At 56.4% G+C, this 22611-nt stretch carries 19 protein-coding genes and 1 pseudogene; 3 read left to right on the top strand and 17 right to left on the bottom strand.

Annotated elements, in window-relative coordinates:
* The first annotated feature begins 2 nt into the window (after positions 1-2).
* Positions 3-380, top strand: a complete 378-nt coding sequence (gene apaG / locus AC2TE5_RS03480; protein WP_089599206.1) for a Co2+/Mg2+ efflux protein ApaG — start codon at positions 3-5, stop codon at positions 378-380.
* Positions 381-384: 4 nt separating this feature from the next.
* Positions 385-1233 carry a bis(5'-nucleosyl)-tetraphosphatase (symmetrical) ApaH gene (gene apaH / locus AC2TE5_RS03475; RefSeq protein WP_023334473.1) on the top strand — a complete coding sequence of 283 codons (849 nt, stop codon included), beginning with the start codon at positions 385-387 and terminating at the stop codon, positions 1231-1233.
* 39 nt (positions 1234-1272) lie between these two features.
* On the opposite strand, the gene folA is transcribed toward apaH, so the two are convergent.
* The 13 genes and pseudogenes from folA to AC2TE5_RS03410 form a co-directional block, all read right to left on the bottom strand.
* Positions 1273-1752: a type 3 dihydrofolate reductase gene (gene folA, locus AC2TE5_RS03470; RefSeq protein WP_008502023.1), complete on the bottom strand. Its 480-nt coding sequence runs from the start codon at positions 1750-1752 to the stop codon at positions 1273-1275.
* 114 nt (positions 1753-1866) lie between these two features.
* Positions 1867-3732, bottom strand: coding sequence for a glutathione-regulated potassium-efflux system protein KefC (gene kefC, locus AC2TE5_RS03465; protein WP_484612662.1), 1866 nt, complete (start codon positions 3730-3732; stop codon positions 1867-1869).
* A complete protein-coding gene (kefF, locus tag AC2TE5_RS03460; protein ID WP_159515496.1) occupies positions 3725-4255 on the bottom strand; it encodes a glutathione-regulated potassium-efflux system oxidoreductase KefF in 531 nt (176 codons plus the stop codon). The genes kefC and kefF overlap by 8 nt, the downstream gene beginning before the upstream one ends.
* A gap of 103 nt (positions 4256-4358) precedes the next feature.
* Positions 4359-4592 carry a YgdI/YgdR family lipoprotein gene (locus AC2TE5_RS03455; protein ID WP_023310357.1) on the bottom strand — a complete coding sequence of 78 codons (234 nt, stop codon included), beginning with the start codon at positions 4590-4592 and terminating at the stop codon, positions 4359-4361.
* 139 nt (positions 4593-4731) lie between these two features.
* Positions 4732-7956 (bottom strand): carbamoyl-phosphate synthase large subunit, encoded by a 3225-nt coding sequence (carB, locus tag AC2TE5_RS03450; protein WP_024907428.1) that lies wholly within the window; start codon positions 7954-7956, stop codon positions 4732-4734.
* A gap of 18 nt (positions 7957-7974) precedes the next feature.
* Entirely contained in the window at positions 7975-9123 is a 1149-nt protein-coding gene (gene carA / locus AC2TE5_RS03445; protein WP_010427050.1) for a glutamine-hydrolyzing carbamoyl-phosphate synthase small subunit, read from the bottom strand.
* A gap of 453 nt (positions 9124-9576) precedes the next feature.
* Positions 9577-10398, bottom strand: coding sequence for a 4-hydroxy-tetrahydrodipicolinate reductase (dapB, locus tag AC2TE5_RS03440; RefSeq protein WP_029740868.1), 822 nt, complete (start codon positions 10396-10398; stop codon positions 9577-9579).
* Between the two features lie 205 nt (positions 10399-10603).
* Positions 10604-11554 (bottom strand): 4-hydroxy-3-methylbut-2-enyl diphosphate reductase, encoded by a 951-nt coding sequence (ispH, locus tag AC2TE5_RS03435; protein ID WP_484612661.1) that lies wholly within the window; start codon positions 11552-11554, stop codon positions 10604-10606.
* Position 11555: 1 nt separating this feature from the next.
* The gene (fkpB, locus tag AC2TE5_RS03430; protein WP_003856450.1) at positions 11556-12005 is read right to left on the bottom strand and encodes an FKBP-type peptidyl-prolyl cis-trans isomerase; all 450 of its coding nucleotides are present in this window, start codon (positions 12003-12005) and stop codon (positions 11556-11558) included.
* Between the two features lie 117 nt (positions 12006-12122).
* Positions 12123-12623, bottom strand: coding sequence for a signal peptidase II (gene lspA / locus AC2TE5_RS03425; RefSeq protein WP_008502034.1), 501 nt, complete (start codon positions 12621-12623; stop codon positions 12123-12125).
* On the bottom strand, positions 12623-15439 hold the full coding sequence (gene ileS / locus AC2TE5_RS03420; RefSeq protein ID WP_484612660.1) for an isoleucine--tRNA ligase: 2817 nt from the start codon (positions 15437-15439) through the stop codon (positions 12623-12625). Before ileS ends, lspA begins: the two co-directional genes overlap by 1 nt.
* Before the next feature lie 45 nt (positions 15440-15484).
* Positions 15485-16411, bottom strand: a complete 927-nt coding sequence (gene ribF / locus AC2TE5_RS03415) for a bifunctional riboflavin kinase/FAD synthetase (RefSeq protein ID WP_032644021.1) — start codon at positions 16409-16411, stop codon at positions 15485-15487.
* A 7-nt stretch (positions 16412-16418) separates the two neighbouring features.
* Positions 16419-16637: pseudogene (locus AC2TE5_RS03410) on the bottom strand (DUF2575 domain-containing protein).
* 101 nt (positions 16638-16738) lie between these two features.
* On the opposite strand from AC2TE5_RS03410, the gene rpsT reads away from it, so the two are divergent.
* Positions 16739-17002 (top strand): 30S ribosomal protein S20, encoded by a 264-nt coding sequence (rpsT, locus tag AC2TE5_RS03405; protein WP_003856458.1) that lies wholly within the window; start codon positions 16739-16741, stop codon positions 17000-17002.
* A 57-nt stretch (positions 17003-17059) separates the two neighbouring features.
* On the opposite strand, the gene nhaR is transcribed toward rpsT, so the two are convergent.
* The 4 genes from nhaR to dnaK form a co-directional block, all read right to left on the bottom strand.
* A complete protein-coding gene (gene nhaR / locus AC2TE5_RS03400) occupies positions 17060-17959 on the bottom strand; it encodes a transcriptional activator NhaR (protein ID WP_029740864.1) in 900 nt (299 codons plus the stop codon).
* A gap of 58 nt (positions 17960-18017) precedes the next feature.
* Entirely contained in the window at positions 18018-19193 is a 1176-nt protein-coding gene (gene nhaA / locus AC2TE5_RS03395) for a Na+/H+ antiporter NhaA (RefSeq protein WP_484612659.1), read from the bottom strand.
* 172 nt (positions 19194-19365) lie between these two features.
* The gene (gene dnaJ, locus AC2TE5_RS03390) at positions 19366-20511 is read right to left on the bottom strand and encodes a molecular chaperone DnaJ (protein ID WP_023310347.1); all 1146 of its coding nucleotides are present in this window, start codon (positions 20509-20511) and stop codon (positions 19366-19368) included.
* A gap of 87 nt (positions 20512-20598) precedes the next feature.
* The gene (gene dnaK, locus AC2TE5_RS03385; RefSeq protein WP_024907421.1) at positions 20599-22512 is read right to left on the bottom strand and encodes a molecular chaperone DnaK; all 1914 of its coding nucleotides are present in this window, start codon (positions 22510-22512) and stop codon (positions 20599-20601) included.
* Positions 22513-22611: the final 99 nt, after the last annotated feature.

Raw genomic sequence — 22611 nt, 5'->3', positions numbered from 1 at the left:
CCATGATTGATTCGCCCCGCGTATGTGTCCATGTACAAAGCGTCTATGTTGAATCACAGTCCTCCCCGGACGAAGAACGTTTTGTTTTCGCTTACACCGTGACCATTCGCAATCTGGGGCGGATGCCCGTGCAGCTGCGCGGGCGCTACTGGCTTATCACTAACGGCAATGGCCGCGAAATCGAAGTTCAGGGCGAAGGTGTGGTCGGTGAACAGCCCCACATCGCCCCTGGCGAAGAGTACCAGTACACCAGCGGCGCGGTGATTGAAACGCCGATGGGTACCATGCAAGGCCATTATGAAATGGTCGACGTCGATGGCAATGGATTCCGCGTTGCCATTCCTGTGTTCCGTCTCGCCGTAACCACATTCATTCATTAATCTAATGTCTACATATCTGATTGGCGACGTTCACGGTTGCTACGATGAACTGATCGCATTATTAAAACAGGTCGACTTTACGCCAGGTCAGGACACGCTCTGGCTGACGGGCGATTTAGTCGCGCGTGGCCCCGGCTCCCTTGAAGTATTACGTTTCGTCAAATCGCTGGGCGACAGCGTGCGCATGGTGCTGGGTAATCACGATCTGCATCTGCTGGCGGTTTTCGCCGGGATCAGCCGCAACAAACCTAAAGATCGCCTCACCCCACTGCTGGAAGCGCCGGACGCGGACGATCTGATTAACTGGCTACGCCGTCAGCCCCTGCTGCAGATCGACGAAGAGAAAAAGCTGGTCATGGCGCATGCCGGGATCACGCCACAATGGGATCTTGAGACGGCGAAAACCTGCGCGCGTGACGTTGAGGCGGTGCTGGCGAGCGACTCCTATCCTTTCTTCCTCGATGCCATGTACGGCGATATGCCGAACCACTGGAGCGAAGAACTCAGCGGTCTGGCACGCCTGCGCTTTATCACCAACGCGTTCACCCGCATGCGTTTCTGCTTCCCGAACGGGCAGCTGGACATGTATTCCAAAGAGACGCCGGAAAGCGCGCCCGCCCCGCTGAAACCGTGGTTTGCCATTCCGGGACCGGTGACCAGCGAGTACAGCGTGGTCTTTGGTCACTGGGCTGCGCTGGAAGGAAAAGGAACACCGGAAGGGATTTACGGTCTGGATACCGGATGCTGCTGGGGCGGAGAGTTGACCTGCTTACGCTGGGAAGATAAAGCTTACTTTGTGCAGCCGTCCAACCGACAGCTGGACTTAGGTGAAAGTGAGGCCGTTGCCTCCTGATACGCTATTCCCTCTCCCGGCCGGGAGAGGGACAATCACTTAACGACGTTCCAGAATCTCGAAGCAGTAGCTGTGGGAGTTCTGTGCATCCGCGTCGTGGAATTCGCTGAATACCGATTCCCACTCGTCCGGATCGTAGTCCGGGAAATGGGTATCCCCTTCCACTTCTGCATCAATGTGAGTCAGATACAGCTTCTGCGCTTTTGGCAGGAACTGCTCGTACACGCGCCCACCGCCAATCACCATGATCTCTTCGGCATTGCCGCATGCAGCAATCGCCTCGTCTACTGATTTTACCCATTCGACGCGATCGTCAGTGCCCGGCTGGCTGCTGATAACGATATTCTTACGGCCCGGCAATGGACGACCAATCGACTCCCAGGTCAGGCGGCCCATCACTACCGGCTTGTTTAACGTAGTACGTTTAAACCATGCGAGATCGGCAGGCAGGTTCCACGGCATGGCATTTTCCATACCGATAACGCGGTCCACCGCCAGCGCTGCAATCAGACTGATCATTGAAAATTTCCCGGATGCAAAAAATTGCCGCCACTATACGGAAAGCTTAATCTTTCGTCGACTGGCGGCAGGGTAAAGATAAAGAAATTTTTTAATATTGCTGGCAACTCCACTTCACGCGGAAGGTTTACTCTCGGGCTCGTCAGCCGGATCGCCGGTATGCTTGCCCTCTTCCGTGCCCTGCCAGCCATGGCGCTGGGTAAGCGACAGGTGGTTACGGTCCTCGTTAATGATTTCCGTCAGCATCGTGCTGGTGCGTTTAAACACCGCCGCGCGCTCGGTGGCCGTACTGCCGGCCATCGCCGCCATCTCTTCAACCATCTCGGTATTAAAGCGGCGGAACAGGTCCGCCCGCTCGCGCGCTTCATACGCGCCGAGCCCGAGGTTTTCCAACGCCATACGGCCAGACTTCAGCGCACCTTCAAACGTTTCACGCTCCGGCGCGTCTACGCCCGCCTGCCGCAGCCGGATGTAGTGATCCACATCGCGCGCGCGGGAAATAATAGTCAGCGCCGGGAAATGTTCTTTTACCATCTCCACCATCTGCATGCTGGTTTCCGGATCGTCAATGGCGTTAATCAATACCTCGGCTTTTGCCGCCCCGGCGGATTCCAGCAGATCGACACGAGTCGCATCCCCGTAGAACACCTTCATATCAAATTTACGCAGGGTATCGACATGGTCGGGATCGTGATCGAGGATGACCATTTTCACCCCGCTGGAGAGCAATAAACGCCCCACGATCTGCCCGTAGCGACCAAATCCGGCGATGATGACGCGCGGCTGCTCCTCGTCAATCTCATCGGCTTCGCGCTCCTGCTCGCTGTCCGATTTTTCCAGGCGCGTCAGCATCACCAGCAGCACAGGCGTCGCCGCCATCGACAGTGCGACCGCCAGCGTCAGCGCTTTCGCCCACTCGGGATCGAGCACGTTAGCCATCTGCGCGGCGCCAAAGACCACGAACGCAAATTCACTCCCCTGCCCCAGCAGCACGGCAAACCAGCGGCGCTGCCTGCCCGGCACGTTCAATGGACGCGCAATCAGCCACAGCATCACCATTTTAATGACCAGGAAGCCGACGAGCAGGATGACGATCCGCAGCGGGTGCGTCACCAGCGTGCCGAAGTCGACGGACATCCCGACGCCGATGAAAAACAGCCCCAGCAGCAACCCTTTGAACGGCTCGATATCGCTTTCCAGCGCGTGACGGTATTCAGAGCTCGCCAGCAGAACGCCTGCGAGGAACGCCCCCATCGCCATCGACAGCCCAGCCTCTTCCAGCAGCAGACCGAAGCCAAACACCAGGAACAGCGCCACGGCGCTGAACACTTCGCGCAGGCCAGAACGGGCAACAAACCTCAACAGCGGGCGGGTCACGTAGCGGCCAAGCAGCACCACCAGCGCCAGTGCGCCCGCCACCTTCAGCGCCGACAGCGCGAAAGCACCCAGCGTGGTAGAGGAACCGCTGGCCGCCAGCAGCGGGATCATCGCCACCAGCGGGATAGCGGCAATGTCCTGGAACAGAAGCACCGAGAACGCGCTGCGTCCCATCTGGGATACCGTCAGATTTCGCTCGTTCATCGCCTGCATGGCAATGGCCGTTGAGGAGAGCGCCAGCGTCATGCCGATGAGCTCTGCCACTTTCCAGTCCATACCCAACAGGATGCAGAACCCGCCCAACAGCAGGCCGCAGGCCACCATCTGCAGTGCCCCACCGCCAAATACCGAGGCGCGAAGCTTCCACAGCCGCTGCGGGTCAAGCTCCAGGCCAATCACAAACAGCATCAGCACCACGCCAATTTCAGCGAAATGCAGTATCGCTTCGGCATCGGTAACTAAACGAAAGCCCCACGGCCCAATGACGCAGCCCGCAATCAGGTAGCCGAGAACAGAGCCCAGCCCCAGGCGTACCGCCACGGGCACAATCAGCGCCGCCGCGCCGAGGTAAATCAGCGCCTGTATCAGCGTATGGCTATCCAAGGTGCGCCTCCTGCCACTCAAGTAAGCGTTGTTTATAATGGCGAGCCTGCGCCTGCAGCGTTTCATCGTCGCAAACGAACGTGCAGTGCATCGCAAACGGCGGGAGCCAGTTCAGGCCGCAATAGAGCGCAGTCGCCTGCAGCGGCTGCGCCAGGACGTCAAACCCCGGGAAGGAACCGATATCAAAGTGGCTTTCCCCTCCGCCGGTAGTGACCGCCCACATCAGGCTTTTTCCTTTTAGCGCATTGCCGTTGTGGCCGTACGCCCAGCCGTGGGAGAAGACTTTATCAATCCACAGCTTCAGGAGCGGGGGCGTGCTGTACCACTGCATGGGATGCTGCCAGACAATCAGATCGGCACGGGAAAGCGCCTCCTGCTCGGCGGCGATATCGATATTAAAATCGGGATAGAGTTGATAGAGGGAACGTATCTCTACGTTATCAAGCGTCCTTACCTGCTCAAGCATCCGCTTATTCGCATGCGAGTGCTGCGGATATGGATGGGCATAAATTATCAGAATCATTGATTAGCCTGTTGTTACTGCTTTCTTTTAACAAAAGAGTGTAGTCAGTAATTCAACAGGCTAATAGTGAATATTATTGACGGGCTTACGTCAGAATTCTGAATTAGTTATCCAGCTCGCCCATGGATTTCACCTGGTCACGGTTGATCTGCTCGGTTTGACCGGTTTCGGCGTTTTTGTACGACACCAGACCGGTATCGTCATCCACCTGCGGTTTGCCGTCGGTGACAATGGTTTTGCCATCGGTGGTTTTTACGGCCTGATTAGACGAACAGCCCGCAACGGTAAACATTGTCGTGGCAGCCAGAACGGAAGCGATCAGTAATTTATTTTGCATGGTGTTTTCCCCTGCTCTCAGTTGAATTTCGTTATCGACCTAACCATTTTAGGCTAACTGACTGAAAGCGGATGAAAAACCAGAAGGTTCTGAAGATGGGGAGAATGCCCGGCAACCGAACGGCACCGGGCATTTTGACTTACTTGCTAATCTGCGCGTGCATTTCCTGCACTGAAATCACCTTCTCGGTGGCATCCGCGTTCAGCGCCATGGCCGTTGCGAAACCGCCGTTCAGGGTGGTGTCGTAGTGCACTTTGTACTGCAGCGCGCTGCGGCGAATCAGCTTGGAGTCTTCAATCGCCTGGCGGCCTGCGGTGGTGTTGATGATGTAGGTGTATTCGCCATTCTTGATACGATCCTGAATGTGCGGACGACCTTCATGCACCTTGTTCACCAGACGCGGGTTGATGCCGGCTTCGCCCAGCACAATCGCCGTACCGTGGGTTGCATCCAGCTCGAAGCCCTGTTTCAGGAGCTTAGCGGCCAGGTCAACCACGCGCTCTTTGTCGCCTTCACGAACGGAGAGCAGCGCACGGCCTGATTTTCTCATGGTGGAGCTACTGCCCAGCTGCGCCTTCGCAAACGCTTCTGCGAAGGTGCGGCCCACGCCCATCACTTCCCCGGTAGAGCGCATTTCTGGCCCTAACAGCGGGTCAACGCCCGGGAATTTGTTGAACGGCAGCACCACTTCTTTCACAGAGTAGTACGGTGGAATGATCTCTTTGGTCACGCCCTGCTGCGCCAGCGTCTGACCCGCCATCACGCGCGCCGCCACTTTCGCCAGCGGTACACCGGTGGCTTTGGAGACGAACGGTACGGTACGCGCCGCACGCGGGTTCACTTCAATCAGGTAGACTTCGTTGTCTTTCACCGCGAACTGGACGTTCATCAGGCCGCGAACCTGCAGCTCGAAGGCCAGCTTCTGCACCTGCTGGCGCATCACGTCCTGGATCTCCTGGCTCAGGGTGTACGCTGGCAGAGAACAGGCTGAGTCACCGGAGTGCACGCCCGCCTGCTCGATGTGCTCCATGATGCCGCCAATCAGCACCATTTCGCCGTCGCAGATGGCGTCAACGTCCACTTCCACCGCGTCGTCGAGGAAGCGGTCGAGCAGCACTGGCGCATCGTTGGAGACGCTTACCGCGGTCTGGAAGTAGCGGCGCAGGTCGGCTTCGTCATACACGATTTCCATCGCGCGGCCGCCCAGCACGTACGAAGGACGCACCACCAGCGGGTAGCCAATCTCTTTCGCCTTCTCAACGGCCATTTCGATGGCGGTGACGGTGGCGTTCGCCGGCTGTTTTAGCTTCAGACGGTCAACCGCCTGCTGGAAACGCTCGCGGTCTTCCGCACGGTCAATCGCGTCCGGGCTGGTGCCGATAACCGGCACGCCTGCTGCTTCCAGCGCGCGCGCCAGCTTCAGCGGGGTCTGGCCGCCGTACTGCACGATAACGCCTTTTGGCTTCTCGATGCGCACGATTTCCAGCACGTCTTCCAGCGTCACCGGCTCGAAGTAGAGGCGGTCAGAGGTGTCGTAGTCGGTCGATACGGTTTCCGGGTTACAGTTGACCATGATGGTCTCGTAACCGTCTTCACGCAGCGCCAGGGAGGCGTGTACGCAGCAGTAGTCGAACTCGATGCCCTGCCCGATACGGTTTGGACCGCCGCCCAGCACCATAATCTTGTCGCGGTCGACGGACGGGTTCGCTTCGCACTCGTCTTCATAGGTGGAGTACATGTAGGCGGTGTCGGTCGAGAATTCAGCCGCACAGGTGTCCACGCGCTTGTAGACCGGGTGCAGGTCGTACTGGTCGCGCAGCTTGCGGATTTCCGCTTCGCGCACGCCCGCCAGCTTAGCCAGACGCGCATCGGCGAAGCCTTTACGCTTCAGCACGCGCAGGAAGTCAGCGTCCAGGCCGGTGATGCCCAGCTCAGCCACCTGCTCTTCCAGACGCACCAGCTCTTCAATCTGCACCAGGAACCAGCGGTCGATGTTGGTCAGGTTGAACACGCCGTCGACGGACAGGCCCGCACGGAAGGCATCGGCGATGTACCAGATACGTTCTGCGCCCGCGTCTTTCAGCTCGCGACGAATTTTCGTCAGCGCTTCCGGGTCGTCCAGGCTCACTTTCGGATCGAAGCCGGTCGCGCCCACTTCGAGGCCGCGCAGCGCTTTCTGCAGGGATTCCTGCTGCGTGCGGCCAATCGCCATCACTTCACCGACAGATTTCATCTGGGTAGTCAGACGGTCGTTCGCGCCTGCGAATTTCTCGAAGTTGAAGCGTGGAATTTTGGTGACAACATAGTCGATGGACGGCTCGAAGGACGCAGGCGTGCGGCCACCGGTGATGTCGTTCATCAGCTCGTCGAGGGTGTAACCCACCGCCAGCTTCGCCGCCACTTTCGCAATCGGGAAGCCGGTCGCTTTAGAGGCCAGCGCGGAGGAACGGGACACGCGCGGGTTCATTTCGATAACAATCAGACGGCCGGTTTTCGGGTTAACGGAGAACTGCACGTTAGAACCGCCGGTTTCCACGCCGATTTCACGCAGTACCGCCATCGAGGCGTTACGCATGATTTGATACTCTTTGTCGGTCAGGGTCTGGGCTGGCGCAACGGTGATGGAGTCGCCGGTGTGGATACCCATCGCATCGAAGTTTTCGATAGAGCAGACGATGATGCAGTTGTCGTTTTTATCACGCACCACTTCCATCTCGTACTCTTTCCAGCCAATCAGCGATTCATCAATCAGCAGCTCTTTGGTTGGGGAGAGATCCAGACCGCGTTCGCAAATCTCTTCGAACTCTTCGCGGTTGTAGGCGATGCCGCCGCCGGTGCCGCCCATGGTGAACGATGGACGGATGATGCACGGATAGCCCACGTCAGCCGCGACGGCCAGCGCTTCTTCCATGTTGTGTGCGATACCGGAACGCGCGGTGTCGAGGCCGATTTTCTTCATCGCCACGTCGAAGCGTCGACGGTCTTCTGCTTTATCAATCGCGTCGGCGGTCGCACCAATCATGGTCACGCCGAACTCGGCCAGCACGCCCTGACGCTCCAGCTCCAGCGCACAGTTCAGCGCCGTCTGGCCGCCCATGGTTGGCAGCACCGCGTCCGGACGCTCTTTCTCGATGATTTTACGCACCACTTCCCAGTGAATCGGCTCGATGTAGGTTGCATCGGCCATTTCCGGGTCGGTCATGATGGTTGCCGGGTTAGAGTTCACCAGGATAACGCGGTAACCCTCTTCACGCAGGGCTTTACACGCCTGCGCGCCGGAGTAGTCGAATTCGCAGGCCTGGCCGATGACGATCGGGCCAGCGCCAAGGATCAGGATGCTTTTTATATCTGTACGTTTTGGCATTGTCTTCTCGGCTCCTGATTATTTAGCGGTCTTACGGTATTGCTCGATAAGTTCGATGAAGTGATCGAACAGCGGCGCGGCGTCGTGTGGGCCCGGGCTGGCTTCCGGGTGCCCCTGGAAGCTGAATGCTGGCTTATCGGTGCGATGAATCCCCTGCAGGGTGCCATCGAACAGCGACTTATGGGTCACGCGCAGGTTAGCCGGCATCGAGGCTTCATCGACGGCAAAGCCGTGGTTCTGCGCGGTGATCATCACCGTGTTGTTATCGATGTCTTTCACCGGGTGGTTGCCACCGTGGTGGCCGAACTTCATCTTAACGGTGTTCGCACCGCTCGCCAGCGCCAGCAGCTGATGGCCGAGGCAGATGCCGAATACCGGGATGTCGGTTTCCAGGAAGGACTTGATGGCGGCGATAGCGTAATCGCACGGCGCCGGGTCGCCAGGGCCGTTGGACAGGAAAATACCGTCCGGATTCATCTTCAGCACGTCTTCGGCAGACGTTTGTGCCGGAACCACCGTCAGGCGGCAGCCGCGGTCAACCAGCATGCGCAGGATGTTGCGCTTGGCGCCGAAATCGTAGGCCACCACGTGGAACGGCAGCTCGCTCTCTTTTTTCGCTTCCGGCAGGTCGCCTTCCAGCGTCCAGCTACCCTGGGTCCAGCTGTAGGCTTCAGCGGTCGTCACTTCTTTCGCCAGGTCCATGCCGTTCAGGCCCGGGAAGGCTTTCGCTTTTTCCAGCGCCAGCGTCGCATCGAGGTTATCACCCGCGATGATGCAGCCGTTCTGTGCACCCTTCTCGCGCAGCAGACGCGTTAACTTACGGGTATCGATATCGGCAATCGCCACGATGTTATGGCGCTTCAGGTAAGAAGAGAGGTCTTCGGTATTGCGGAAGTTGCTGGCAATCAGCGGCAGGTCGCGGATGACCAGGCCTTGCGCATGTACCTGAGAAGATTCTTCGTCAGCCGCATTGGTGCCGACATTGCCGATATGAGGATAAGTAAGAGTAACGATTTGGCGAGAATAGGAAGGATCAGTGAGGATTTCTTGATAACCGGTCATTGAAGTATTGAAAACGACTTCCCCAACCGCCGAACCCGTTGCCCCTATGGCCCGACCGATAAACTGGGTTCCGTCTTCCAGAACCAATAGCGCTGACTTAATCAAAACACCCTCCAGAGAATATTCACTCACTTTATTTGCATATTAATTCATAGCATGTCATGGATCAATGCAAATGTGTTGCCAGCGGATTTTTGGCAAACGGCGGCATTCTGGGGATTTGGTGGGTAAAAGTCAACTTAAAACGGATATTTTGTTTAGTCTTTTGCAGGCCTGGCGAGAGGAATGCGGCTTAAGCGACAAAAAGATCAGGTAAATCACAGCAGAAAACGCTTGCGCGCCTGGTTTAATAAAAAATAACGCGATAGAGCATAATAAAGTGGACCAAATGGTCAAAATTTACATTTCAGTAACGTTAAAATGCAAGAATAGATAGACATTTATGTCTTTAAATAAAAAGATAACATGAAACAGGCAAAATAAAAGGGCAATAAAATATTGCCCTATGCAATCAAACAATTACGACTGCAATAACCACATCACGATGGGTAATAATGCTTATAAATTGTTGAGATCGAGCACGTCTCGCATATCAAAAAGACCATCTTTCTTGTTTTTAAGCCACAAAGCGGAACGTACCGCACCGTTGGCGAACGTCATTCGGCTGGAGGCTTTATGCGTAATTTCGACGCGTTCACCAATATCGGCGAACATCGCCGTGTGTTCGCCGACGATATCACCCGCCCGCACGGTTGCAAAACCAATGGTGCCCGGCACGCGTTCGCCGGTGTAACCTTCGCGGGTGTAGACCGCGCAGTCTTTTAAATCTTTATCGAGTGCATGAGCAATCGCTTCGCCCATCGCCAGCGCCGTACCTGATGGCGCATCAACTTTGTAACGGTGGTGAGCTTCTACGATCTCAATATCCGTGTAGTTGCCCATCACCTTCGCGGCCTTCTCCAGCAGCTTCAGCATGACGTTAACGCCCACGCTGAAGTTTGCGGCGAAGACGATCGCAATCTCTTTTGATGCATCCTGGATAGCCTGCTTACCCGCATCGTCAAAACCGGTGGTGCCGATCACCATCCCCTTGCCGTGCTGGCGACAAAACGCCAGATGCGCGAGCGTCCCTTCCGGGCGGGTAAAATCGATGAACACATCGAAGTCCTCTTTTACCGCCTCCAGGCTGCTTTGCACGGTAACGCCCGTGTGGCCTGCGCCCGCCAGCTCGCCGGCATCGGTCCCCAGAAGCGAAGAACCTTCACGCTCCAGAGCCGCGCCAAGCGCGACGCCATCCATCTGAAGTGCCGCCTGAATAAGCTGCCGGCCCATACGTCCACCCGCGCCCGCAATGGCGACACGGATCTGTGCATCATGCATAGTTATTCTCTTACGTTAAAATGATGTAAACCGTTTTCAGATTAACCAGCCTTGAGAAGCACTGCCAACTGAAAACACCAATAATTAGAATTTAACGTGAAACCGACTTAAATATCAGTAAAAGACATGATTTTGTCGTCACGATAAAGTAACGGGTAAAAAAAAGGCCAGCACAGGAGGTGCTGGCCTTTCATCAGAAAAAGGACTATTCGACTTCGCGGGCGTCGATGCGCAGTTCTTTCGGGACTTCGAAAACGATGTTCTCTTCACGTCCTTCCAGCGGCACCGCTTCGCCTCCGCCCAGCTCCTGCAGACGGGAAATGACGTTCTGTACCAGAATATCTGGCGCAGACGCCCCGGCCGTCACGCCGACACAGGCCGCGTGCTTAACCCACGCTTCCTGAATATCCGACGCGTCATCAATCAGGAAAGCCATTTTCCCCATGCGCTGTGCCAGTTCGGCCAGACGGTTGGAGTTAGACGAGTTTTTGGAGCCGACCACCAGCACCACATCCGCCTGTTCAGCCAGTGCGCGCACCGCTTCCTGACGGTTAGTGGTCGCGTAGCAGATATCATCCTTACGCGGACCGACGATTTTCGGGAAGCGCTGGCGCAGGGCGTCAATCACGTCTGAGGTATCGTCTACGGAGAGCGTCGTCTGGGTCATAAACGACAGACGGTCTTCATTTTTCACGTTTAGCGTAAAGACATCTTCCGGCGACTCGACCAGATACATCCCCCCTTCCGGGTTGCTGTACTGGCCCATGGTGCCTTCGACTTCCGGATGCCCGGCATGGCCAATCAGAATCGACTCTTCACCACGACGGCTGGCGCGCGCCACTTCCATATGCACTTTTGTCACCAGCGGACAGGTGGCATCGAATACGGTCAGGTCGCGGCTTTTCGCCTCGTTGCGTACCGCCTGCGAGACGCCGTGCGCGGAGAAGATCAGGATCGCACCGTCCGGTACTTCGCTGATCTGCTCAATAAAGATTGCGCCGCGCTCGCGCAGGCTGTCGACCACGTAGCGGTTATGCACCACTTCGTGACGCACATAAATCGGCGCGCCGTAAATCTCCAGCGCGTTTTCAACAATGCTGATAGCGCGGTCTACACCGGCGCAGAAGCCGCGCGGGTTAGCCAACAGGATCTGCATTTCAGGCCTCCAGTGCAGGATCGATTTCCAGCACTTCAACATCAAAATGAACGGTACGCCCGGCAAGCGGATGGTTGAAATCAACGGTAATAGAGTCGCCGTTGATTTCGCGGATCACGCCAGGCATTTCGCTGCCGTCCATAGCGGTAAAGAGCATAATCGCCCCGATTTCCGGTTCACCCGCGTCCATGAACTCACGGCGCGAGAAATACTGGATCAGGTCCGGACTCGGTACGCCAAACGCGGCATCCGGCTCCAGCGAAAAGGCTTTTTTCTCACCCTCTTTCAGACCGAGAAGCTGCTGCTCAAGACCTTCAGAAAGTGAGGTATCGCCAAGACGAAACAGGGCCGGTTTGCCGTTGTTGCGGGTGGATTCAGCCGTGGAGCCGTCATCCAGCTTCAGCGTGAAGTGAACGAGAACCGCGCTGTTGCTCTGTACGGATTTAGACATGCAAATTGCTCGCTTGTTTTGGGTCACCTGTTGCCCGGTGGCGCTGCGCTTACCGGGCCTACGGGAGGCCACAAATTCTGTAGGCCGGGTAAGCGCAGCGCCACCCGGCATTGACAATTAAGCCTGCTCTTTCGCGGCCGGTTTTGGCAAGAAGCCTTCCAGCACGATTAACGCCGCACCGATGCAAATTGCGCTATCGGCGAGGTTAAAGGTCGCGAAGTGCCAGTCGCCGACGTAGAAGTCGATCATATCGACCACAAAGCCGTGCCACAGGCGGTCAAACAGGTTACCCAGGGCGCCGCCAATGATCAGCGCGTAGGCGATGTTATTCAGCTTTTGCGTGGCCTTCGAGCGGTACATCAGCACCGCCAGGATCACGCAGATACCGAGAGCGATACCCGCAAAGAACCAGCGCTGCCAGCCACCGCTGTCGGCAAGGAAACTAAACGCTGCGCCGTAGTTACGCGCGTAGTGCAGGTTAAGCGACGGGAACAGCGGGACCGTCTCCCCCAGAGCGAAATTCTGGAGGATCAGGAACTTGCTGCCCAGATCGATAATCAGCACCACCACAACCAGCCACAGCCAGCGCAGCCCTGTTGAACAGAGAGTTTTACTCATCAGGCAAACTTACGTTTTTCGCCGTCACCGGCGACGTTGCTTACACAGCGTCCGCAGATATCTGCGTGTTCCGCCACCTGGCCAACATCGGTGGTGTAATGCCAGCAGCGCGGGCATTTCTCACCGTCGGCTTTGCTCAGCGCGACTTTCAGTCCTTTGAGCAGTTCGCTCTGCTGAGCATCAGCAGTAGCTTCGGCATAATCCGCAACTTTCGCACCGGAGGTCAACAGGACAAATCGTAATTCATCGCCCAGCGCCGTCAGCTTCGCCGCCAGCTCCGGTTCGGCGTAAAGGGTCACTGCCGCTTCCAGAGAGCCGCCGACTTTCTTGTCTGCACGCGCCTGCTCGATAACCTTGTTCACTTCGCCACGCACTTTCAGCAGCTCGTCCCAGAAGGCATCGTTCATTGCTTCGGTGCTGGAGAGATCGAACAGGCCTTCGTACCACTCGCCGGTGAAGACATACTTCTCACGGTCGCCCGGCAGATAGCCCCAGATTTCATCCGCGGTGAAGGACATGATCGGCGCCATCCAGCGTACCAGCGCTTCTGCGATGTGGAACAGCGCGGTCTGGCAGCTACGACGCGCCACGCTGTCCGCTTTCGCGGTGTACTGGCGGTCTTTGATGATGTCGAGGTAGAACGAGCCCATCTCGATGGAACAGAAGCGCATCAGGCGCTGCACCACTTCGTGGAAGTCGTAAGACTCATAGGCTTTCAGGATATCGTCCTGCGCCGCTTTCGCGCAGCCTACCGCCCAGCGGTCCAGCACCACCATCTCTTCCGGTTTCACCATGTCTTTTGCCGGATCGAACCCGTTCAGGTTCGCCAGCAGGAAGCGCGCGGTGTTACGGATACGACGATAGCTGTCGGCGGCGCGCTTCAGGATCTCGTCGGACACCGCCATTTCGCCGGTGTAGTCGGTAGAGGCCACCCACAGACGCAGAATGTCTGCGCCCAGCTTGTTCATCACATCCTGCGGAGAAACGGTGTTACCGATAGATTTGGACATCTTACGGCCCTGACCATCCACGGTGAAGCCGTGAGTCAGAACCTGACGGTAAGGTGCTTTACCCTTCATGGCGGTGGAGATCATCAGCGATGACATGAACCAGCCGCGGTGTTGGTCAGACCCTTCCAGATACATATCGGCAGCGTGACCGGCAAACTCCGGACGCACGTCAACCACGGAGGAGTGGGTAGACCCGGAATCGAACCACACGTCCAGGGTATCCGGCACTTTCTCGTAGCTGTCTGCGTCAGCGCCCAGGATGTCGCGGGAGTCGAGATCCCACCACGCCTGAATGCCGTCAACTTCGACGCGCTTCGCCACTTCTTCCATCAGTTCCAGGGTGTTCGGGTGCAGCTCCTGCGTCTCTTTATGTACGAACAGAGACATCGGCACGCCCCAGGTACGCTGACGGGAGATACACCAGTCAGGACGGTTAGCCACCATGGATTCGATACGCGCCTGGCCCCAGTCAGGGATCCACTGCACGCCTTTGATCTCTTTCAGAGACTGCTCGCGCAGACCTTTCTGATCCATGCTGACGAACCACTGCGGGGTCGCACGGAAGATGATCGGAGTCTTGTGACGCCAGCAGCACGGATAGCTGTGCTGCATTTTTTCAACGTGCAGCAGCGCGCCGCTGGTGCGCAGCATGTCGACGATGATGTCGTTCGCTTTGAAGACGTTGATACCGTCCAGCGCCGGGTAGGTGCCAGGCAGGTAAGAGCCGTCCGGGCCAACCGGGTTAGCGATTTCCAGACCGTACTTCAGGCTGATGTTGTAGTCGTCAGGACCGTGGCCACCGGCGGTATGCACCGCACCGGTACCCGCATCCAGCGTCACGTGGTCGCCCAGGATCGCCGGAACGTCGAAGTCCAGGAACGGGTGTTTGAAGCGCATCAGCTCCAGCGCGTCACCTTTCACGGTGCCCAGCACGGTGTAGTCGATGATATGCGCGCGCTTCAGCACGCTCTCAACCAGATCTTTCGCCAGGATAACCGCCTGACCTTCAACCTGAACCAGCGCGTATTCGAACTCACCGGACAGGGAGATCGCGCGGTTGGCTGGCAGGGTCCACGGGGTGGTGGTCCAGATAACCAAAGAGATTGGGCCGTTAACGGACGACACGCCAAATTTGGCTTTCACCGCATCCTGATCGACGGCATGGAATGCCACGTCAATAGAAGGAGAGGTTTTGTCGTAATACTCCACTTCCGCTTCTGCCAGCGCAGAGCGGCAGTCCACGCACCAGTGCACTGGCTTAGCGCCTTTGTGCAGGTGGCCGTTACCGATGATTTTACCCAGCGCACGGATGATGTTGGCTTCAGTTTTGAAGTCCATGGTCAGGTACGGGTGCGACCAGTCGCCCAGCACGCCCAGACGGATGAAGTCAGCGCGCTGACCGTCAACCTGCGTAGCGGCGTATTCGCGGCACTTCGCACGGAACTCGGCGGCGGTGAACTTCTCACCCGGCTTGCCAAACTCTTGCTCTACTTTCAGCTCGATCGGCAGACCGTGGCAGTCCCAGCCCGGAACGTAAGGCGAGTCATATCCCGTGAGGCCTTTGGACTTCACGATAATGTCTTTCAGAATCTTGTTAACCGAGTGACCAATATGAATGCTGCCATTCGCATATGGAGGGCCATCATGCAGAATGAAGGATTTTTTGCCTTTTTTGGCTGCACGAATGATGCCGTACAGGTCATCATCGGTCCAACGCGCCAGCATTCCCGGTTCGCGCTTGGCGAGATCGCCGCGCATCGGGAACCCTGTTTCCGGCAAATTCAGGGTTGATTTATAGTCACTCATCAGATTCTCGGTTCCGTATTTATCACGTAGGCAGTTAAGCCGGGTTCAAAGCCCAAAAAACTCGCGGGCCGTCAATTCATCTCGCGCAATTTGCGCTTTTAGTTCATCCAGCGAACCAAATCGCTGCTCGTTGCGTATTTTTTTACGCAGTATCACATCTATATGGCGACCATAGAGGTCCATTACAACGTCCAGCAGGTGCACTTCTAACTGTTGACGCACACCGGCGACGGTCGGACGCGTGCCAATGTTGGCGACGCCGTAAAACGGCTTATCGCCCAGTCCTGCCACTTCCACCGCATACACCCCTTTAACCGGGGAAACCTGACGACGCAGCGGTATATTCGCCGTCGGGAAGCCTATCGTGCGGCCCAGCGCATCGCCATGGACCACGCGGCCAGAGATAGTGAACGGATGCCCCAGCAGGGTTTCCGCCGTATCCAGTTCGTCATCGGCCAGTGCCCGGCGAACCGCCGTGCTGCTGACGCGCACGCCGCCTTCGCAGAAGGTCATCGCGCTGGTGACGTCAAATCCGTACTCCAGACCAGCCTTCTGTAATAGCAAGAAATCGCCCTGACGACCAGCGCCAAAGCGGAAATCATCGCCCACGGCGAGAAACTGCACGCCAAGACGTTTAACCAGCAGGTCGCTGACGAAATTTTGTGCTGTCAGTGCGGCAAAGCGGCGATCGAAACGCACACACAATACATAGTCCACGCCGGACTCCGCCAGATAGCGCAGCTTCTCGCGCAGGCGAGTGAGGCGGGCGGGAGATTTATCGCCCGCGAACAGCTCCAGCGGCTGCGGCTCGAAAATCATCACTACAACGGGCAGGCCACGGGCCTCCCCTTCTTTACGCAATCCCTGCAACAGCGCCTGATGACCACGATGCACGCCGTCGAAATTACCAATGGTCAGCACGCACCCGTGTGGCGCGCTGCTGAGATTATGTATGCCGCGTATCAGCTTCATGTCTGGCTCAAAACAGTGAAAATCGCCAAAGTATACCTTGTACAGCGGTTAAGGTTAACCGGCGATTGTTCGCGCAAAACAGAAAGCCGTAATGATTTCATCAGGCTGACCTTTCGCAGCGAAAAAATCTGCTCGTGAACTGCGATTTTTATGCCGAAAGGCTGTATTCAGGGAAGACAAGCTGGTAGAATCCTGCGCCATCACTACGTAACGTAGCGTCGCTAATTAACGGCGCTTATTTGCACAAATCCATTGACAAAAGAAGGCAAAGAGGGCATATTCCTCGGCCTTTGAATTGTCCACATAGAACATATTTGGGAGTTGGACTTGGCTAATATCAAATCAGCTAAGAAACGTGCCGTTCAGTCTGAAAAGGCTCGTAAGCACAACGCAAGCCGTCGCTCTATGATGCGTACTTTCATCAAGAAAGTATACGCAGCAATCGAAGCAGGCGACAAAGCTGCAGCGCAGAACGCATTTAACGAAATGCAACCAATCGTGGATCGTCAGGCTGCTAAAGGTCTGATCCACAAAAACAAAGCAGCGCGTCATAAAGCAAACCTGACCGCGCAGATCAACAAACTGGCTTAATCGCTACTTGTTGTTGCTTGTTTAAAGAACCCGCTTAACGCGGGTTTTTTTATGCCTTCAGATTGCCGGTGGTGTAAACAGCGCCGCGTAGTCACGGTTACAGATTCGCTGTACCGCCGGGTGCTGAATCATCCGTTCGGCAAATATGGCGTGATACTCCTCCATCACGTTATCCACTCTGCCTATCTCCGTAATCTTATCGTCCGAATAGAGATCGTGCGCATACAGCGTCGGCGCAACGAAGATCGCGTTATGCGCTTCGCCAAAGGCTTTCATCAGCGCCGCATCGTCGAACTCACCGAGGATTTCTACCTTTAGCCCCTGCGAGTTAAACCAGTTCAGCAGCTTGCGTCCGAGCATGGAACGTCTTCCCGGCACCAGCAGGCGGCGCTCTTCAAGGCACGCGGGGAACGGTTTTTCCGGCGGCGGGTTAATGCACCAGAAGCTGACGCCGCATTCGCCAATCTTCACCGAGAACAGCCCTTCCTGCTGGGTGGAGTCGATCGGGCAGTCCGAGATAATCATGTCCAGCTTGTGCTGGCTCAGCTGTTCCAGCAGCATCTCGTGGGTGGATTCAAAGCAGCGCAGATGGATTTGCTCATCTTCCACCACCGCCGCATCCAGCACGCCGCTCACCAGCCGCTTGGACAGCGCATCCGCCACGCCCACGTCAAAGAGCAGGTTCGACTCTTTGCGGTAGTTGACGATATCCAGCATCTCCTGGCTCAGGGTGAACATTTTGTCCGCATAGCGGAAAACCAGTTCGCCCAGTTCGCTGGGTTCAATCCCACGCCCTTTACGCTTGAACAGCTTGCCCTGCAGGCGCTCTTCCAGGGCCTTGATTTGCCCGGTGATGGTTTGCGGCGTCAGGTAGAGCGCCTCTGCCGCCCCCACCACCGAGCCCTGTTTATAGACGTGCCAGAAGTAGTACAGATGGTTGTAATTTAAATGAGACATCGCGTCTTCTCTCCCTGAGTGTGTATCGGGAGAAGGATCGCCTCCTCCCGGTGTTCCGTTATGCCTGGACGGCCTGTCCGGACAATTTCACCTTCAACAAGGTATAACCGATTACCGCGGCCAGTAATGACCCGATGAGAATGCCGAGTTTAGCCCAGACGATAAGCTCAGGCGCATGCGCACCAAACGCCAGCGTCGAGATAAAGATCGACATCGTAAACCCGATGCCACACAGCACGCCGACGGCCATAATCTGCTTAAACGTGGTGCCGTGCGGCAAAGACGCCAGCTTCAGCTTCGTCGCCAGCCAGCAGAAGAGGCTAATGCCCAGCGGCTTACCGATAAACAGCCCGGCAATGATGCCCAGCGGCAGCACGGACGTCAGCCCGTCCAGCGTCACGCCGCCGAGGGAAACGCCCGCGTTGGCAAACGCAAACAGCGGCAGGATCATAAAGGCGACCCACGGGTGCAGCACGTGCTCCAGCTGTTTGGCAGGCGACTTACCGTCCTGCGGCTTAAGCGGCACGAGGAAGCCGACAATTACACCTGCCAGCGTCGCGTGCACGCCCGATTTCAGCACCGCCGTCCACAGCACCATTCCCACCAGGATATAGATACCGATGCGGCGAACATTGAAGAGGTTCAGCAGCGCCAGCACCGCAATCGCCCCGGCGGCGACGCTCAGGGACAGGATAGACAGATCGCTGGTGTAGAACAGCGCGATAATCACAATGGCGCCCAGGTCATCGATGATCGCCAGCGCCATCAGGAAGATTTTCAGGGCCACCGGCACGCGGCTTCCCAGCAGTGCCAGCACCCCGAGCGCAAAGGCGATATCCGTCGCAGCCGGGATCGCCCAGCCGTGACGTGCAATCGGATCCTGCCAGGTGAACGCCAGGAAGAGCAGCGCCGGCACCACCATCCCGCCGAGCGCGGCAATCACCGGAAACGCCGCGCGCTGGCGGCTGGCAAGCGAGCCCAGAACCAGCTCACGCTTAACCTCAAGCCCGACGAGCAGGAAGAACACCGCCATTAGCGCATCGTTGATCCACAGCAGCATGTTCTTTTTAATTTCGAGCGCCCCGACCTTCAGCTCAACGGGCGTTTCCAGAAATGCATGGTAGAGTCCCTGCGTGATGCCAAGGTTAGCCAGCACCATCGCGGCCGCAGCGGCAATAATCAGGATCACGCCGCCGGACGCCTCACTGCTAAAAAAACGGTGTAGTAATTTCACTTTAATTCTCTCTGTTACAACAATACCTCGATAAAACCATAATACCAAGCCGGATAGCTCGGCAAAAACAGATTAATATTGAGTATAGATTCAGTTTTACCGAGCAATACCCATAAATAGAAAAAGCCCGGAATCGCTTCCGGGCCTTTACGGATGAAAACCTGAGAACAGATTAACGGGTCAAATCATCGAAGAATTTTTTGACGCCATCGAAGAAGCTTTTGGAACGCGGGCTGTTTTTCTCACCCGTCGGGCCGCCAAAGCTCTCCTGCAACTCTTTCAGCAGCTGTTTCTGCTTGTCGTTCAGGCCAACCGGCGTTTCCACAACGACGCGGCACAGCAGGTCGCCCTGCGCACCACCGCGAACGGATTTAACGCCTTTCCCGCGCATGCGGAACAGCTTGCCGGTCTGGGTTTCGCCTGGCACTTTCAGGTTCACGCGACCATCCAGCGTCGGTACTTCGATTTCACCGCCCAGTGCCGCCATCGCGAAGTTGATCGGCACTTCGCAGTACAGGTTATTACCTTCACGCTCGAAGATGGCGTGCTGTTTCACCTGCACCTGAACGTACAGATCGCCTGCCGGTGCGCCGTGCTCGCCTGCTTCGCCCTCACCTGCCAGACGGATGCGGTCGCCCGTATCGACGCCAGCCGGGATTTTAACGGACAGGGTCTTGGTTTTCTCAACGCGACCGTGGCCGTGGCATTTGGTGCACGGATCTTTAATCAGCGTACCGCGACCGTGACAGTGCGGACAGGCCTGCTGTACCGCGAAGAAGCCCTGACGCATCTGTACCTGACCAGAGCCGTGACAGGTTGGACAGGTCTGAGGCTGCGTACCCGCTTTCGCGCCGCTGCCGTGGCAAACGTCACACTCTTCCAGCGTCGGGATACGGATCTCTTTGGTGACACCGCGAACGGCCTCTTCCAGCGTCAGCTCCATGTTGTAGCGCAGGTCCGCGCCGCGCGCCGCGCGCTGACGACCACGACCGCCGCCGAAGATGTCGCCAAATACATCGCCAAAGATATCGCTGAAGTCAGCGCCGCCGCCAAAGCCGCCGCCACCGAATCCACCGCCGCCCATGCCGCCCTGTTCAAAGGCTGCGTGACCGTACTGGTCATAGGCCGCACGTTTTTGTGCATCGGTCAGGACTTCGTAGGCTTCTTTGATCTCTTTAAATTTGGCTTCAGCCTCTTTGTCACCCTGGTTACGGTCCGGGTGGAATTTCATGGCCAGGCGCTTATACGCCTTTTTGATTTCACGCTCTTCCGCAGTTTTCGGAACGCCTAAAATCTCGTAATAGTCTTGCTTTGCCATTGGTTTTTTTAAGCCCCTTAACATGCGAGCACGGGCGTGGAGAGTTCTCCTACGCCCGTGCCGATTAATTACCCTGCATCAGGGCGATTATTTTTTATCTTTAACTTCTTCGAACTCAGCGTCGACAACGTCGTCGTCTTTCGCGTTGTTCGCTGAAGCGTCAGCGCCCGCCTGCTGTTGAGCGTGCTGCTGCTGAGCGATTTCCATCAGCTTCTGAGAAGCCTGCGCCAGTTCCTGCATCTTCGCTTCGATGTCCGCTTTGTCTTCACCTTTCAGTGAGGATTCCAGCGCACTCAGTGCAGCTTCGATAGCAGTCTTGTCTTCCGCTGGCAGTTTATCGCCTGCTTCTTCAACCTGCTTACGGGTGCTGTGCAGCAGATGGTCGCCCTGGTTGCGGGTCTGAACCAGCTCTTCGAACTTACGGTCTGATTCCGCGTTAGCTTCGGCATCGCGAACCATTTTTTCGATTTCCGCTTCGTTCAGGCCAGAAGATGCCTTGATGGTGATCTTCTGCTCTTTACCGCTGTTTTTGTCTTTCGCAGACACGTGCAGGATACCGTCAGCATCGATGTCGAAGGTCACTTCGATCTGCGGCATGCCGCGCGGTGCCGGGTTAATACCGTCCAGGTTGAACTGACCCAGAGATTTGTTATCCGCCGCACGCTTACGCTCACCCTGAATCACATGGATGGTTACCGCAGACTGGTTGTCTTCAGCGGTAGAGAACACCTGGCTGTGTTTCGTTGGGATGGTGGTGTTTTTGTTGATGAGCGCAGTCATCACACCGCCCATGGTTTCGATCCCCAGAGACAGCGGGGTAACGTCCAGCAGCAGTACGTCTTTAACTTCACCGGTCAGTACGCCACCCTGAACCGCAGCACCGATTGCAACCGCTTCGTCCGGGTTAACGTCTTTACGTGGCTCTTTACCAAAGAACTCAGCCACTTTCTTCTGAACCATTGGCATGCGGGTCTGACCACCGACCAGGATAACGTCCTGGATATCGGATACGGACAGGCCAGCGTCCTGCAGAGCAACTTTCAGCGGCTCGATTGAACGGTTCACCAGGTCTTCTACCAGGCTTTCCAGTTTCGCACGGGTCACTTTGATGTTCATGTGTTTAGGACCGGTCGCGTCTGCAGTGATGTACGGCAGGTTCACGTCGGTCTGCTGAGCGGAAGACAGCTCGATCTTCGCTTTCTCAGCGGCTTCTTTCAGGCGCTGCATCGCCAGCGGGTCGTTACGCAGGTCAATGCCCTGATCTTTCTTGAACTCGTCAACGAGGTAGTTGATCAGACGGGTATCGAAGTCTTCACCACCCAGGTGGGTATCACCGTTGGTTGCCAGAACTTCGAAGGTTTTTTCGCCGTCAACTTCGTCGATTTCGATAATAGAGATATCGAAGGTACCACCACCCAGGTCGTAAACCGCGATAGTACGGTTGCCAACTTCTTTATCCAGACCATAAGCCAGTGCAGCAGCGGTTGGTTCGTTGATGATACGTTTTACTTCCAGACCTGCGATACGGCCAGCATCTTTGGTTGCCTGACGCTGAGCATCGTTGAAGTAGGCAGGTACGGTGATAACAGCTTCAGTTACCGGCTCACCCAGGTAATCTTCGGCGGTTTTCTTCATTTTTTTCAGCACTTCAGCAGAAATCTGCGGTGGTGCAGTTTTAGCGCCTTTCACATCAAGCCACGCATCGCCGTTATCTGCAGCGATGATTTTGTAAGGCATGATGGAAACGTCACGCTGAACTTCTTCGTCCTGGAAGCGGCGACCGATCAGGCGTTTAATCGCAAACAGGGTGTTTTGCGGGTTTGTCACTGCCTGACGTTTAGCCGGCTGACCAACCAGAGTTTCACCATCCTGGGTATAAGCAATGATAGAAGGCGTGGTGCGATCGCCCTCGGCGTTCTCCAGCACGCGTGCAGTAGTGCCATCCATAATCGCTACACAAGAGTTGGTAGTACCCAGGTCGATACCAATAATTTTACCCATCTAAACGTCTCCACTAAAAATTCAGTCAACATGTGGTTGTGTACCTGTAATAAGGGCAGAACGTGCTTTTTCAACTGCCCAGATTTGATTTTTTTCAGG

It is taken from the genome of Enterobacter sp. N5-15 (assembly GCF_057221635.1).
This window is presented reverse-complemented; position numbering and strand designations above follow the sequence as displayed.